Consider the following 14,764-nt stretch of genomic DNA (forward strand, 5'->3'; position numbering starts at 1 on the left):
CAATTGCCACGGATTAGGGGCAGGTAGGGTCTGTCGTCAGCGGAGATTGGGATCGGGCCAAGCGTGTCGCGGATCAGATTACGGCTGGTCAAATCTGGATCATTACACCGCAAATTGTCTATCCCGACAGCGCCTGGGGCGGGTTCAAGTCCAGCGGGATTGGGCGCGAACTGGGTCCTTGGGGCTTGTCCGGATACCAGGGCGTCAAGCACATTCTATCACCGGTTTCCTAGCGCGCGGATGTCTGGATCAGGGGCGTGCGCGTCACAGACAGAGGGCCGCACGCCGATCTTTGGCCGTTATACTTCTGAGACCCGTCTTAAGCTGGACTTAGATTGTCAGACCAATGTGAGCAGTCAGCTGTAACGGCGGATTAATTTGTTAACGTGCTGCAAACTATAGTGCAGGCAACAAAAGGCGGCCAACAAGTGGCCGCCAGTTTTCGGGGGAGTCATTCTTTACCGTATGGAACGCCCGGTAGCACACAGAGCATTTCGTACAGCAGGTTGCCCGCGATGACGGCGGTGTTGCCCGAGGGATCGAAGGGCGGTGAGACCTCGACCAGATCGCAGCCGACAAGGTTAAGCCCCTTGCAACCCCTGACAATCTCAAGGGCTTGATTGGTCATCAAACCACCCATTTCGACCGTTCCTGTTCCCGGGGCACAGGCCGGGTCCAGACTGTCGATGTCAAATGTCAGATAGACCGGAGTGTCTCCAACCGCGTCGCGGATTTTGTCCATTAGCGGGGCGCAGGATTTGAACCATAGCTCTTCTGCCTGCACGACGGTAAAGCCCCACTTGCGGGCTATATCAAAGTCGTCGGCCTCGTATCCGGTGCCCCTCAACCCAATCTGGAAGGTCTTTTCAGGTATGATCAGACCTTCCTCATAGGCGCGGCGGAACGGAGTGCCGTGGGCGATCTCTTCGCCAAACATATGGTCATTGATGTCAGCATGCGCATCCACATGGATCAACGCGACTGGCCCATGTTTCTTGTGGATTGAACGCAGCACCGGCAAGGACAGCGTGTGATCCCCACCCAGGGTCAATGGGATCACATCATTTTTGAGAACGTCGTCATAAAAGGCAGTAATCCGTCGCACGCTGTCCTTAAGATCAAAAGTGTTGATCGGGACATCGCCGATATCCGCCACCTGAAGCCCCTCAAACGGTGCCGCAGTGGTCCACATGTTATAGGGCCGGATCAACGTGCTTTCGGCGCGGATCTGGCGGGGCCCGAAACGGGTGCCTGACCGCAAACTGGCCCCGATATCCATCGGAATACCAATAAACGCGGCATCAAGCCCCTCGGCCGTTTCAGCTGCGGGTAGGCGCATGAAGGTGCCCGGCCCCCCAAAACGTGGCATTTCGTTTCCGCCAAGGGGTTGATTATACATAGCTTAACTCCATTCTATTCTTTAGACGATCCCAAGCCACTGCGTGGCCACCGACGGTATTATGCGGCCAGTACGAAGTATTTCTTGAACTGTTCGTTTACCCGAAACTCTCTGCACCACCCTTTGTTGATTACGAAGCTGTCGCCAACCAGCCAGCGAAATGTCGTTCAGGGCAACACAGCGCAAGGCTCGCGATACCTTACAAGCCAGAGCAATTCTCAAAAATTTGGTTTTGCAATTTCTTACATTTGTTGATTTCAATCTATCAATGCGAATCTCGGGTTCAGACATCCACCTGTTGTCAATTTTTGAATGCGTCGCGCGAAGCAAAGGCTTCACCGCCGCGCAGGCCGAGCTTGGCTTGAGTCAGCCGACAATTTCCAATCACATTACGGCCTTGGAGGAACGGCTCGGTGTGAAACTCTGCCAACGCGGACGCCGAGGGTTTTTGCTGACCGATAAGGGGCAGGTTGTATATGACTTGTCCAAATCGCTGATTGAATCCTTGGAGGACAAGTCCGACAAGCTTTCCGCGCTGAAAAGTAGCCTGACCGGACGGCTTTCGATCGCTGTTGTCGATTGCTCGGCGACAGACGAAAACCTGAGGCTGTCGCAAGCCATTTCGGAAATGACGCAAGAGGCTCCTGATGTGCATTTTTCGATCGAAGTAAAGCAACCTCAGGAGATTATGAACGGCTTGTCCAACGGGCACTATCATGTAGGAATTGGCAGCTTTGATAATAAAATCAATGGACTGTCCTATGAAGATCTTTATGAAGAGAGGCATTCACTTTACTGCGGCACCAATCACATCCTGCTGTCGCAGGACTTGAATGGTCTGACGCTTGCAAACCTTCGCGAGTACCCCTGGGCGCATCGGGGATATTGGAACCGGCAGCGTCTGAGGCAGGTCAGACAAAACGAGTTGGACAGTGTCGTCAACGATATCGAGGCGCAGATTTTCCTATTGCTGAGCAATCAATACCTGGGATTGCTCCCAGAGCACGCGGCGGCCCAATTCGTATCCAGCAACCGGCTGGTAAAACTGCCTGTAACAATGGCTGACTATAGTTGCCAGATGCAGGTTGTGTCGCGATCAGGAAAACAGCCGGATATGGTCGAACTGTTTAGATCGTTTCTCAGAGAGAATATGCGCAGTCAATAGATTGGAAATTCCAATGCTCAACGTCGGAAGCGCCAGGTGTTTCTGGTCGACATTCCTACGAGGCAGAAACGCAAAGCGGCCCGTCTCTGGGCCGCTGAATAGGTAGTACCGCACATTCCAGGCGCGTCGACCTGAACAGATCAGGCGATCTCCCCCATGCAGACATATTTGATCTCCAGGAAGTCTTCCGTCCCGTATTTCGAGCCTTCGCGACCCAGACCGGATTGTTTGACGCCACCAAAGGGCGCGACTTCAGTTGAGATCAAGCCGGTGTTGACACCCACCATGCCCGATTCCAGAGCCTCGGCCACGCGCCATGCGCGCGCCAGATCGCGGCTGTAGAAATAAGAGGCCAGACCGAATTCGCTGTCATTGGCCATGGCGATGACGTCGTCTTCCTCATCAAACTTGAACAGAGGAGCTACGGGGCCAAAGGTTTCGTCCTTCGCCACCACCATGTCGCGGGTCACGCCGGTCAGAACTGTGGGTTCAAAAAAGGTGCCGCCCAGATCCGAACGTTTACCGCCCAGCGTTACAGTCGCACCTTTGGAAACCGCGTCTGAGATGTGTTCTTCCACCTTGTCGACCGCCGCCTGATTGATCATCGGTCCGGTCGTAACACCGTCACCGAAGCCGTCGCCCACATTCAGCGCTTTGGTCTTTTCCGCCAGCTTGGCGGCGAACTCGTCATAGACGCCTGCTTGCACATAGATACGATTAGCACAGACGCAGGTCTGACCGTTGTTGCGGAACTTGGCGATCATCGCGCCGTCAACTGCGGCATCCACATCAGCGTCGTCGAACACGATGAAGGGCGCGTTGCCGCCCAGTTCAAGGCTCATCTTTTTGATGGTGCCCGCAGCCTGGCGCATCAGGATCTGGCCCACGCGGGTCGAGCCGGTGAAGGTGATCTTGGCGACTTTGTCGTTAGTGCACAACTCGTTCCCGACGCCCGAACTGTCGGTGCCCGGGATCACGTTGAACACGCCTGCGGGGATGCCCGCGCGTTCACCTAGAACTGCCATGGCCAATGCCGAGAGCGGCGTCAGTGTCGCTGGGCGCGCTACAAAGGTACAGCCCACGGCCAGCGCCGGTCCAACCTTGCGCGCGATCATTGCGTTGGGGAAGTTCCATGGGGTAATCGATCCGACAACGCCAACGGGCTGTTTCAGCACCACGATACGCTTGTCGCGTTGGTGGCCGGGGATGATGTCACCGTACACGCGTTTAGCCTCTTCCGAGAACCACTCGATGAAAGATGCACCATACAGAATCTCTCCGCGCGCTTCTGCCCACGGCTTGCCCATCTCGGCGGTCAGGATGGTGGCCAGATCGTCGGCATTTTCGACCATCAGGTCGAACCACTTGCGCAGGATTGCGGCGCGTTCCTTACCGGTCTGGGCGGCCCAATCCTTCTTGGCGGCATAGGCCGCATCAATGGTATCTACGGTGCCATCGATGCTGACATCGGTCACGTTGGCGATCAGATCACCGTTGGCGGGGTTGTGGACGGGGAACGTCGCTTCGCCTTCAACCCATTCACCGTTGATATAGGCGCGGGTTTCCAGAAGGCTGGGATCTTTCAACTCCAGCTTGGTCACTTTGGTATCCAGCATGTTCAGGCTCCTTTGGCAGCGTCAACCGAGGCTTCCACAATATCCATGGCTTCGGCAAAGATGTCGTCTTGCACCGTCAGCGGTGCGAGAAAACGGATTACGTTTCCATATACGCCGCATGTCAACAGGATCAATCCGCGCTTCAGCGCTTCGGCCCGTACGGCGTTAGCCATGTCCGGGTTCGGGGCGCTGCCATCGGCAGTGTTGAATTCAGCTGCCACCATGAAGCCGGGGCCGCGAATGTCGACGATCTCGGGTGTGCGGGCGCGGATCGATTCCAGACGCTGTTTCAGACGCGAGCCCAGCTCATTGGCGCGAGCACACAGGTCCTCTTCTTCGATGACGTCCATCACCGCATGGGCGGCTGCGATGCCTAGAGGGTTGCCGCCATAGGTGCCACCCAAACCGCCGGGCTGCGCTGCATCCATCAGGTCGGCGCGCCCGGTGACAGCTGCCAAAGGCAGACCACCCGCCAGACCCTTGGCCATGGTAGTGATGTCAGCAGCCACGTCATAAGCGTCCATCGCAAACAGATTGCCGGTGCGAGCGAAACCCGTCTGCACCTCGTCAGCGATCAGAACGATACCGTGTTCGTCACACAGCGTGCGCAGGCCGCGCATCAGTTCGGCAGGCGCGGAGTAGAATCCGCCTTCGCCCTGGACCGGTTCGATTATGATTGCGGCAACGCGGTCCGGATCCAGATCGGCCTTGAACAACTTGGTGAGAGCGCCCAGCGAATCCGCGGTCGAAGTGCCGTGAAGCTCAACCGGGAAGGGGACGTGATAGGTGTCTGGCATCATCGCGCCGAACCCTGCCTTATAGGGCTGCACCTTGCCTGTCAGCGACATACCCATGAAGGTTCGGCCATGAAACCCGCCGCCAAAGGCGATAATAGCCGGGCGCCCGGTTGCGGCACGGGCAACCTTGACGGCATTCTCGACTGCCTCAGCGCCGGTCGTGACAAAGACGGTTTTCTTTGCGAAATCGCCGGGCACCTTCTCGTTCAGGCGTTCGGCCAGACGGATGTAGTTTTCGTAAGGCAGAACCTGATGGCAGGTATGGGTGAAACTGGCGGCCTGTTTCTGCACGGCCTCCATCACCTTGGGGTGGCAGTGTCCGGTGTTCACAACGGCGATGCCTGCGGCGAAGTCGATATATCGTTTGCCTTCGACATCCCACACTTCGGAGTTTGCAGCACGATTGACGTAGACCTGTGTTTGCATGCCCACGCCCTTAGCGATCGAGGCATTGCGGCGTTCAGCAATCTGAGCGTTCAGCATCTTGCGTCCTTTCCGGTTACCGGGCGCTGTGCCCGTATGTCTGATTGCGCAACACTAGTGCCCGCTGTCCAAAGTAAAAGCCTGTTTCTTGTGAATCATAAGCCCTTGATTTAACGTTCTCGCACCTGGCGAATGATGCGGATATTGAACATGAGAAACACTGATCAGGATGATCTGAACCTTGGCCTGCGCCTGCGCTCACTTCGCAAACGTGCCGGGTTGTCACAGCGGGCGCTGGCTAAAAAGGCGAATGTGCCGAACTCGACCATCTCACTGATCGAGTCAGGCAAAACGAACCCGTCGGTGGGTGCGTTGCAGCGCATTTTGCAAGGTATCCCGATTGGCATGTCCGATTTCTTCTCATACGAGATCGAACCCGAGCAAACCGTGTTCTACGCCGCCGAGGACCTGACCGAGATCGGCAAAGGCGGCTTGTCGCTGCGGCAGGTGGGAACAAACTTGCATGGCCGTGCGATGATGATTTTGCAGGAAACCTATGACCTGGGTGCTGACACGGGCCGGGTGATGTACGGGCATGAGGCCGAAGAGGGCGGCATCGTCGTCGCGGGCCGGATCGAGGTCACTGTGGGTGAACAGCGCAAGATGCTGGGGCCGGGCGACGCGTACTACTTCGATAGCCGCACTCCGCACCGGTTTCGTCAGGTCGGCCCTGAGAAGTGCAGGATCATCAGCGCCTGTACTCCGCCGACGTTTTGAAAAATCAATCACAAAACCCGATGCCCGGACCTTGCAACCAGTGACGCGCTGACCCTGCGCGGCAAACAGAGCAGTTTCGATTCTTTCATCGTGCCTTTGTCAAATCCTCGGTCAGCCGGATAGTCTGTCAGGGTTTGCGACGGGATAGTACAAGTCACGCCAAAACCGGGCGCTGCTGCTAAAGATTACCTGTCCCTCTCTCGCAACCAGCTGGAAATGATCTCGACGTGGCGGTCACCAGAATAGGATGGGAAATGGCCGCCGTGCACAATCCGCGCGGGCAGTTCCAATAGTCGCTTCATACTTTTGATGTAGTCCGCCATGTCGTTAGCGTCGTCGCTTTCAATCAAAGGTCCGTCATAGACGATATCACCGCTGATCAGCGTTGCTGTCGCAGCCTCCCACAGCGCAATTCCACCGGGCGAATGACCTGGCGTATGGATAACTTCAAAATGGCGGTCGCCCAGATCGATGACATCGCCATCTTCCAGAATACGTGTCGCCGGAGCCGCCTTTACGCCATAGGTCGAAGACTCGTACCGCCCAGGGGGCAGCTGATGGAAGATGTCGTCTTTGACATAGTCTTCGGCCAGGGTGTTCACGCGGCTGGGCTGCGCAAGAATATCTGCTTCAGCAGTGTGGCATAGACGGCAGGGAAATTCATGATGCGTTCCGATATGGTCGAAATGGGTGTGGCTCGCGACGGCGTCGAGAGGCCGCTCGGTGACAAGCGGGACCCAATTGCGCAGCGACAACACACCCATGCCGCTATCGACCAGCATATCTCGGTCGCGTCCGCGTACATGCCAGATGTTGCAGCGGAAGAATTCCTTGATATGCGGCTCGTCAATCCAGGTTATCCCGTCCGAGAGGGGACGTATCCTGTACCAGTCTTCCGGGCGGGCCCGTTTCATTCTGTACCGTCCAGCACCAGCGGGTGCGACCCGAAAAGATTGACTTCGCCACCGAGCTCGGGCAGCTCTCCCAACGGCAGGTGGGCGATGAACTCCAAATCTGGCTGTTGGATCGGTCGGAAGTGACAGCGGTGATATGTTCCGAAAAAGGCCGTGCTTTCCAGTACTGCTTTACCAAGTTCGATGGCGCCGCTGAGGCCTATGTTCTCGGGACGCATACACAGATGCGGATTGGCGCAGTTCTCCACGCCTTCAACCCTGCCAAAAGTAGTGGTGGCGGTGCCATCTTTTATCGTGGCGGGGATGATGTTCATGTCGCCCATGAAATTGGCGGAAAACATCGTGCGCGGTGTCAGGTAGACCTGCTCTGGCCGCCCCACATCTTCGATTTGACCGTGGTTCATCACCACGATGCGATCTGCCACAGCCATCGCTTCTTCCTGATCGTGGGTGACATGAACAAATGTGGTTCCGACCTGACGCTGGATGGTCTTGAGCTCTTCCTGCATTTGGCGGCGCAGCTTTAGATCAAGCGCACCGAGTGGTTCATCAAGCAGCAAGACATCCGGGTCTACTGCCAGAGCACGAGCAAGAGCAACCCGCTGGCGCTGACCGCCTGAAAGCTCATGCGGTTTGTGGCCGGATTTGTCCGGCAAACCCACAAGCTCAAGCATCTCCATCGCTTTGTCGTTTCGAGTTTTTTTGCCCTCTCCCTTCATGCGCAGACCAAAAGCCACGTTGTCGCGCAAGGTCATGTGCGGGAACAGGGCATAGTCCTGAAACATGGTGGTTGTCGGGCGGTCCTTGGGGGCAACACCGGTCATGTCATTACCACCGATCAGCACCTGACCCGATGTTGGCGTCAGGAAGCCACCCAGTAAGAACAACAGAGTCGACTTACCGCAGCCCGAGGGCCCCAAAAGAACCAGAAACTCACCCGCCGCTATGTCGAGATTTATTTCGTGCAGCGCTGTGAAATCGCCGAATTTCTGGTGAACAGACTGAAAGGATACGTCAGCGGTCATGATTTGGACTTTCTAAAGACGGCCACCTCAAGGATCAGAAGCACCGCAACGGAAACAAGGAAAACGAGCGATCCAATCGCGTTGGTCGCCGGGGACAGGCCCGATCGCAGCATCGACCAGATTTCAACTGGCAGGGTGACATCAAACCGGGTCAGCAGGAAGGCGATGATAAACTCGTCCCAACTGAATGTGACCGCCAGGAAAAACGCCGCCAGCAAGGCCGGGCGAAGCATCGGCGCCGTCACCAGACACAACACCCGCCATTCGGACGCTCCCAAATCACGCGCAGCGCGTTCGGCATTTTTCTGATGATCTCCCATCGCCGCAAACAGAATAGCGAAACACAGAGGCAGGTTTATAACGACGTGACCGATCCCGGCCGTCCAGAGCGAAGGCCGGATGCCAATGTCATTGAACATGTTCAACAGCCCCAAAGCGATGATCAGATAGCTGACCGTCATTGGCGCGATCAGAAGGCCGCGCATGATGACCGAACCCGGCAGCCAAACGCGCGCCAGGCCCTGCGCGGCCAGAAAACCCAGAAACAGCGCGACCGAGGCCGACAGAAGCGCCACTTTGAGCGAGTTCCAAAGACCCTCCATCAGGTCGCGGTCGTTCAGAACCTCAACATACCAGACTAGCGAAGGGCCGTTGAATGGTGGCACCGGCAAGCGGCTTTCCTGAAAGGAAAAAAGCACCAGAACCACGACAGGAAGAAAAATGAACGCGAAGATCGCTGCCAGATAGATCCATCCAATGATCCGCATCACACCCGCTCCATTTTCAGCCAACGCGCCGTGGCTGCGTAGGCAATCGTGACAATGACCATCAAGACTAGGGATAAGGCCGAGGCCATCGGAAAATCACCGCGCCGTCCCAGTTGAAGCATGATCAGCTGTGGCATCGTCAACTCGTTGTTGCCGCCCAGAATCTGCGGTGTGATGTAATCGCCGATACACAGCACGAAGGTCAGAAATGCCCCTGTCATGATCCCCGGCAAGGTCAGCGGTAGGATCACGAGCCGAAAAGTGTTCCAGCCGCTTGCACCCAGATCAGCCGCCGCCCGTGCATAGTTGGGCGACAACTGGATCAGGTTAGAGTAGATCGTCAGCGTCAGAAGCATGACAAAGAAATGCACGAAACCGATAATGGTCGCGCTGCGCGTCGCCATGATCTTGATCGGTTCGTCCAGCAGGCCGATGCCGATCAGCGCCTCCATCAACACGCCATTTTGCCCCAGAACGAGGGCCCAAGCGTATGACCGTACCACGTAGGACGTCCAGAACGGCAAGACGGCCAACATGATCGCAAGCCGCTGCCAGCGCTGGGGCACTTGCGTGGCAATAATCCACGCCAATGGCCACGCCAGAAGCACGGAGAGGATCGTGACAACGGCAGTGATTTCCAGAGACACGATTATACCCTTGAACAGCGAAGGGGTCGTGAAAATTCTAACGTAATTGCCGAAGTCGAAGGACTGAACGATCTCTCGGCCTTCCAGATGCGCGAGGCTCAACAAGATCATCGCCGCAAAGGGCAAGACAAAGAACGCACCTGTCCATATCAGAGCTGGAGCGACAAGCGTAAAGGCTCTTTTTCTTTCAATTTTTTCGATACTCATGTGCGTTCCCAGATCGGCTGTGCGGCCAGGAAAGGCCGCACAGCATTTGACTGACAGCAAGATTTATTGCTGCAGCATGTCAGTCCACAAATCCTGCATCTTTAGGTCAAGCTCTGCACTTGGGATCGGGTACAGTTGCGTGCGGGCAAGGTAGTCGTCCTGCTGGTCCCAGCGCAGCGCAACTTTCTGATCGTCTGTCAGATGATCACCAGCTGCTGCATTGGCTGGCATCGCCCAATAGCAAGACGATGTCGCAAGGCGGGCCTGTCCTTCAGGGCTGGTGATGTATTTGACGAATTCAACCGCGAGGTCCTTGTTCTCGGATCCCGCGAGAACACCGATGGATTGCGACCAGCGCAGCGCACCTTCTTCCGGAACGCTCCAATCGAGATCAGAGTTCTCGGCAGACAGAACCGCCGTCAGCCACTCGCCGCCGCCAATGACAACATCAACCTCACCTGTAGCAAGGGCTGTCTGGCTGGCGACCACATCGGCCACGGATTGCGATGCGGCCTTCAGGCCATAGACACGATCACGCAGTCCTTCGACAGCCTCGGCATCCAGATCAGAGGTGTTTACCCCCTGCTCCAGACTGACCAGCCCAAGCAGTGGCAGGTAGTAGTCATAGATGGCGATCCGCCCATCATACTTTCCACTCCAAAGGTTGCTCATGTCGTTCATATCAGCGACGTCTACTTTCGCCTTGTTATAGGCGATCGTGTTGTAGCCGAACTTTTCGGTTACGGCGTAAGTCACCCCATCACGGGTGTTGTTCTCGGCCATCACGACTTCAGGAAAGAATGATGCAGTGGCCAGCTCGTCCGCAGGCAAGGGCGCAAGGCGATCTTCGTCAATTGCACGCCCTACGTCGACTGTATCGATCACCATTACATCCCAATCACCGGGGCGCGACTGATCGAGAATGGCAAGACCGGCGGCGGTACCTTCATACTCCTTAATGTTGACCCGCACGTTATGCGCCTGCTCGAACGGTTCGAGCAAGGCAGGATCAGCGTGGTCACACCAGACAAGAGCATTCAGCTCTCCTTCGGCAAGCACGGCTGTAGTGGAAAGCAGCATTGCAGATGTGGCGGTAAGCACAGTTAGGATACTTTGTTTCATAGTCGCCCTCCCAGTTGGAATAGTTGTTTTGGTGGATGCTATAAGGCTTGCATACTCATAATTTTGAAGTCAATATGATTTTATAGTCACTACAACTTTGGAGGCTGCATGGTTGGTTTAAGGCAGAAAAAAAAGGAAGAAACGAGCCGAAAGATCATGGATTGCGCATCCAAGATGTTCCGTGAGAACGGTTATGAGGCCGCGCGCATTGAGGACATTGCAGCAGAAGCCTCCCTATCGGTGGCGACTTTCTACAACTACTTCAATTCAAAAGCGGATATTCTGCTGGCGACGGTTGTTGCCGAGACTGAGATTGTCATCGCAGCGGTCGATGCTTGCATTGAAAAAAGGAATCAGAGCCTTGAAGCCACCTTTGACGAAATCGCGAAATGCTATTTCGACATTTCGTTTCAGTATACCTCACGTGAAACGTGGAGCACGGCCGTAGCGCGCACGTTGCTGGACCCAAACGCAGAGTTCAGTCGGCGTTACTTTGAAATTGATCGACAACTGGCATCTCAACTCTGTCGATTTCTCAAGACCCGGCAGGACCAAGGGCAGGTCGTAAGCGATATCGACATAGACGCGGTCGGGCAGCTTTTGTTTAACAACGTGAACATGAACTTTCTGGAGTTCATGCGCAGGTCGGACATGATGTCAGAAGAGGTTCGTTCTATTGTGAATGCACAAAGTGCCCCAATCTTCAGGTGCATTTCGGTGAAGCAAACATGTTAGGAAATCAATCCCTTCGATTGGTGTGTGGGAGCTGGCATTAAGCGATCTGGTGCCGATAAGACTTTCTCAGGTTGTAGGCCGGGTGACGGCGGGGTAGCGAAGGATCATGCTGGGTTTACCCGACCCATCCTGCATCAAGGGCCTCCGGTTTCCTCCTTCCGTGACCGGTTATACCGTATGGGCGTATCGCCGATTTTCCCTCAGCCTCAGGGACGTCGAGGACATTCTTGCGTCACGCAGGATCCGGGTTACGCGTTTCGATGGTCAGATCGCTGCGAAAGTAGCCGGGGGCCGGCCCGTGCCTTCGGATAAATGGTATCTGGACGAGGTGGTAATCCTGATCGAGGGTAAGAAACATGCACTCTGGCGAGCAGCTGCTTCATATGGCCCCTCTCAGCGAATGCAGTGTGTTCGCCTGCCGGGTAGCGGATGTGCTCGATGCTCTGGTTCAGTCGCGCTGGGACAAGAGTGCTGCCAAGCGTTTCTTTCGAATGTTGTTTCGGCGTTGGGATAGGCCTTAGGTGCAGGTGACATGCAAACTCCGATCCTATGCCGCAGCCAAAGTCGAGATTGCCCCCGGAATCGAACATCGCCAGAACAAAGGTCTGAGTAATCGAGCTGAAGGTTCGCATTTGTGTCGGCCACGTTGGGTGATATCGACGTCGCCAAAATGATCCGTATGGGGCAGTTCCTTGAAGCGACAACATCAGGCTTACGACAATTGGCGGGATAAGTTTTTTCAGGCGAAATGCAAACGCTGGGCGTTCAAATGTTTTCGAAGTATCCGTATTGTATTCAGGGTGCTATCTGTTCGAAGCGCGTATCGGAACTCCACATTAGCGCCTGTTGGCTTCCAATACTCGAATTGCCGTTCCTCGTACGACCAGAGGTATTTTTGCGATCCTGGTTTTCGGAGTTCGAGCCTTCGGTAGGGATCGTCAGCAGTGCGTGGGAGTTACGAGTTTTTGGTGTTGCGCCGAGAAATGTTCGTCGAACAAGATGTCCCGATGAGGGTAGGCGGCCATTTCAGCGAAACTTTATTTCGTTTTACTGAAGGAAATCGAAACTTCATGACAAGGCGGGTGCTATACTTTAGTTGTTCACCTTAGATCAATTGAAGACAATTTTTCGGTGAACTCTGTGGAACATATAGGCTTTACGTTCGAGATGGGGGTGGTTTGTGCTTTGTTGGCCTTCACCGTCTTTCTGTTCGTGTCCGAGGTTGTCAGAATTGATCTTTCTGCCATTCTGGTCTTGGTTATCGTCGGTCTTCTGAGCTACGCGCCCGGGCTTGAAAACCTCGCAGATGTTCCGCACCTGTTTGATGGGTTTGCCTCAAATGCCGTGATTTCCATCATCGCGGTCATGATCGTGGGCGCGGGCCTGGACAAAACTGGCATCATGAACAAGGTCGCCGCAGTCATTCTGAAGTACGGTGGCACAGCCGAGAACCGAGTGCTGCCAATCGTTTCAGGTACCGTCGGAGTTATTTCATCCTTTATGCAGAATGTGGGGGCGGCCGCGCTGTTCCTGCCGGTTGTCAGCCGAATTTCGTCAAGGTCCGGGATTCCGCTGTCGCGTCTGCTGATGCCAATGGGTTTCTGTGCCATTTTGGGTGGCACAATGACGATGGTCGGGTCGTCACCGCTTATCTTACTGAATGATCTGATCCTAACAGCAAATCAAGGGTTGCCCGCCGGTCAGAAAATCGAGCCGTTCGGTCTTTTTTCGGTGACTCCAATCGGTGCCGCCTTAATTCTAACCGGGATCGCATACTTTCTGTTACTTGGACGCTGGGTACTGCCGGGCGACGCAGGTTCTGATAGCACAGGCACCGGACAGGGCACACAAGAGTACCTGCAACGGGTTTACGGTCTTAAGGCGGATGTTTTCGAAGTGATTGTACCGGCGGACAGCCCGCTGGTGGGGCATATTTTGGCCGATATCAACCACGAAAACCATCTCTACATCATTTCGACCTTTTACCGAGGCAAAACCTCGATGGTACAGGTCTTAACGGCCGAGATTGCTGCGCCCTGCAGGCTTGCGATCATAGGGAACCGGTGGGCCGTGGAAGAATTCGCTCAGAAATTCGGTCTGACTGTCCTTCCGGAACTCGATATTTTTGTAGAAGAGTTTGCACCCACTAACGCCGGAATAGCCGAAGTCGTTGTAACACCTGACAGTAAGCTGATCGGAAAGTGCCCGCGCGAGCTTTTGTTCCGCAAGACATATGGCATGTCGTTACTTGCAATTCATCGAGGAGAAGAAACGCTCAGCCATGTGGAGACAGAAACGCACGAGTCCACCCAAATCGGGCTCGAGAATTTCCACGCGGGCGACATGCTTGTTGCGCATACAAGATGGGACAACCTGATGCGGATCAAGCGGGATCCGGATTTTGTCGTCGTAACAACGGATTTTCCGCAGGATGAACTGCGGCCGCAGAAGGTCGGCTGGGCCCTGGCCTTTTTCGCGATTTCGCTGTCGCTGATTTTGTTCACCGACGTGCGGTTATCGCTGTGTCTGTTGACTGGAGCCGCCGGAATGATGCTCACCCGGGTGCTTAGCGTGGACGAGGCATATCGTGCGGTCGGGTGGAACACCGTTTTCCTGCTCGCGTGTCTCATACCGTTGGGGCAAGCCGTGCAAAACACTGGAACTGCAGCGTGGATTGCGCAGCAAATCATGATCATACTGAATGGATGGCCGATCTGGGCGCTTCAGGCCGGGGTTGCAATTTTGGCCACTGCTTTTTCGCTCGTGATGTCAAATGTCGGGGCCACCGTGTTGCTTGTCCCACTTGCCGTTTCGATTGCAGTAGCGGCTGGTGGCAACCCTGCGATCTTTGCGCTTACGGTCGCCATTTCGACTTCAAACAGCTTTATCATTCCCACGCATCAGGTAAACGCGCTGATTATGGGTCCCGCAGGCTATAAGGTCATGGACTTTGTGCGTTCAGGTGGGGTCATGACCATCCTGTTCCTGGTTGTTTCCTTGTTGATGCTCAACGTAATGTATTGAGCCAACCAATCCGGTGAACAATCAATCGCGTGGTCGTGCGAACCTTGGGATCAGCTGGGCACCCAAGCTTTTGTTTCCAGTGCAATCGTGATGCCGCGGATGTAATTTGCAGGTCGCAGCCTTGGTCGGGAATGCCTTTGAAGCGG

The 14,764-nt window shown here is 55.2% G+C and carries 12 protein-coding genes and 1 pseudogene; 5 read left to right on the forward strand and 8 right to left on the reverse strand.

Features of this window, described 5'->3' with window-relative positions:
* Positions 1-29 precede the first annotated feature (29 nt).
* Positions 30-233 (forward strand): annotated as a pseudogene (locus AC2TCY_RS09360) (aldehyde dehydrogenase family protein); the annotation flags it as partial.
* Between the two features lie 218 nt (positions 234-451).
* On the opposite strand, the gene speB reads toward AC2TCY_RS09360, so the two are convergent.
* Complete coding sequence (gene speB, locus AC2TCY_RS09365; RefSeq protein WP_480847015.1) at positions 452-1,399, reverse strand: agmatinase; 948 nt, start codon at positions 1,397-1,399, stop codon at positions 452-454.
* Between the two features lie 160 nt (positions 1,400-1,559).
* Here speB and AC2TCY_RS09370 point away from each other — a divergent pair, with 160 nt between their 5' ends.
* Positions 1,560-2,564, forward strand: a complete 1,005-nt coding sequence (locus AC2TCY_RS09370; protein ID WP_480847017.1) for a LysR family transcriptional regulator — start codon at positions 1,560-1,562, stop codon at positions 2,562-2,564.
* A gap of 140 nt (positions 2,565-2,704) precedes the next feature.
* On the opposite strand, the gene AC2TCY_RS09375 is transcribed toward AC2TCY_RS09370, so the two are convergent.
* Complete coding sequence (locus AC2TCY_RS09375; protein WP_480847019.1) at positions 2,705-4,180, reverse strand: NAD-dependent succinate-semialdehyde dehydrogenase; 1,476 nt, start codon at positions 4,178-4,180, stop codon at positions 2,705-2,707.
* 2 nt (positions 4,181-4,182) lie between these two features.
* Positions 4,183-5,460: a 4-aminobutyrate--2-oxoglutarate transaminase gene (locus AC2TCY_RS09380; RefSeq protein ID WP_480847021.1), complete on the reverse strand. Its 1,278-nt coding sequence runs from the start codon at positions 5,458-5,460 to the stop codon at positions 4,183-4,185.
* Positions 5,461-5,610: 150 nt separating this feature from the next.
* On the opposite strand from AC2TCY_RS09380, the gene AC2TCY_RS09385 reads away from it, so the two are divergent.
* A complete protein-coding gene (locus tag AC2TCY_RS09385) occupies positions 5,611-6,177 on the forward strand; it encodes a cupin domain-containing protein (protein ID WP_480847023.1) in 567 nt (188 codons plus the stop codon).
* Between the two features lie 185 nt (positions 6,178-6,362).
* Here the strand turns inward: AC2TCY_RS09385 and AC2TCY_RS09390 are convergent, their stop codons facing one another.
* The 5 genes from AC2TCY_RS09390 to AC2TCY_RS09410 form a co-directional block, all read right to left on the reverse strand.
* Positions 6,363-7,091 carry an MBL fold metallo-hydrolase gene (locus AC2TCY_RS09390; protein WP_480847024.1) on the reverse strand — a complete coding sequence of 243 codons (729 nt, stop codon included), beginning with the start codon at positions 7,089-7,091 and terminating at the stop codon, positions 6,363-6,365.
* Positions 7,088-8,116 (reverse strand): ABC transporter ATP-binding protein, encoded by a 1,029-nt coding sequence (locus AC2TCY_RS09395; RefSeq protein WP_480847025.1) that lies wholly within the window; start codon positions 8,114-8,116, stop codon positions 7,088-7,090. Before AC2TCY_RS09395 ends, AC2TCY_RS09390 begins: the two co-directional genes overlap by 4 nt.
* Positions 8,113-8,883, reverse strand: coding sequence for an ABC transporter permease (locus AC2TCY_RS09400; protein WP_480847026.1), 771 nt, complete (start codon positions 8,881-8,883; stop codon positions 8,113-8,115). Before AC2TCY_RS09400 ends, AC2TCY_RS09395 begins: the two co-directional genes overlap by 4 nt.
* Complete coding sequence (locus AC2TCY_RS09405; protein ID WP_480847028.1) at positions 8,883-9,737, reverse strand: ABC transporter permease; 855 nt, start codon at positions 9,735-9,737, stop codon at positions 8,883-8,885. The genes AC2TCY_RS09400 and AC2TCY_RS09405 overlap by 1 nt, the downstream gene beginning before the upstream one ends.
* A gap of 63 nt (positions 9,738-9,800) precedes the next feature.
* The gene (locus AC2TCY_RS09410; RefSeq protein WP_480847029.1) at positions 9,801-10,859 is read right to left on the reverse strand and encodes an ABC transporter substrate-binding protein; all 1,059 of its coding nucleotides are present in this window, start codon (positions 10,857-10,859) and stop codon (positions 9,801-9,803) included.
* 156 nt (positions 10,860-11,015) lie between these two features.
* On the opposite strand from AC2TCY_RS09410, the gene AC2TCY_RS09415 reads away from it, so the two are divergent.
* Together AC2TCY_RS09415 and AC2TCY_RS09420 are read left to right on the forward strand one after the other, a co-directional pair.
* Positions 11,016-11,594, forward strand: a complete 579-nt coding sequence (locus AC2TCY_RS09415) for a TetR/AcrR family transcriptional regulator (RefSeq protein WP_480847030.1) — start codon at positions 11,016-11,018, stop codon at positions 11,592-11,594.
* Between the two features lie 1,167 nt (positions 11,595-12,761).
* A complete protein-coding gene (locus AC2TCY_RS09420; protein ID WP_480847498.1) occupies positions 12,762-14,618 on the forward strand; it encodes an SLC13 family permease in 1,857 nt (618 codons plus the stop codon).
* Positions 14,619-14,764: the final 146 nt, after the last annotated feature.

Source organism: Ruegeria sp. HKCCD7181 (genome assembly GCF_057221055.1).

Excerpts from the sequence above, each read along its gene's own strand:
- AC2TCY_RS09395 (WP_480847025.1), bottom strand. The coding sequence starts at position 8,116 with ATGACCGCTGACGTATCCTTTCAGTCTGTTCACCAGAAATTCGGCGAT.
- AC2TCY_RS09420 (WP_480847498.1), top strand. The coding sequence starts at position 12,762 with ATGGGGGTGGTTTGTGCTTTGTTGGCCTTCACCGTCTTTCTGTTCGTG.
- AC2TCY_RS09410 (WP_480847029.1), bottom strand. The coding sequence starts at position 10,859 with ATGAAACAAAGTATCCTAACTGTGCTTACCGCCACATCTGCAATGCTG.
- AC2TCY_RS09390 (WP_480847024.1), bottom strand. The coding sequence starts at position 7,091 with ATGAAACGGGCCCGCCCGGAAGACTGGTACAGGATACGTCCCCTCTCG.
- AC2TCY_RS09375 (WP_480847019.1), bottom strand. The coding sequence starts at position 4,180 with ATGCTGGATACCAAAGTGACCAAGCTGGAGTTGAAAGATCCCAGCCTT.
- AC2TCY_RS09380 (WP_480847021.1), bottom strand. The coding sequence starts at position 5,460 with ATGCTGAACGCTCAGATTGCTGAACGCCGCAATGCCTCGATCGCTAAG.
- AC2TCY_RS09385 (WP_480847023.1), top strand. The coding sequence starts at position 5,611 with ATGAGAAACACTGATCAGGATGATCTGAACCTTGGCCTGCGCCTGCGC.
- AC2TCY_RS09400 (WP_480847026.1), bottom strand. The coding sequence starts at position 8,883 with ATGCGGATCATTGGATGGATCTATCTGGCAGCGATCTTCGCGTTCATT.
- AC2TCY_RS09415 (WP_480847030.1), top strand. The coding sequence starts at position 11,016 with ATGGATTGCGCATCCAAGATGTTCCGTGAGAACGGTTATGAGGCCGCG.
- AC2TCY_RS09370 (WP_480847017.1), top strand. The coding sequence starts at position 1,560 with ATGTCGTTCAGGGCAACACAGCGCAAGGCTCGCGATACCTTACAAGCC.
- AC2TCY_RS09405 (WP_480847028.1), bottom strand. The coding sequence starts at position 9,737 with ATGAGTATCGAAAAAATTGAAAGAAAAAGAGCCTTTACGCTTGTCGCT.
- speB (WP_480847015.1), bottom strand. The coding sequence starts at position 1,399 with ATGTATAATCAACCCCTTGGCGGAAACGAAATGCCACGTTTTGGGGGG.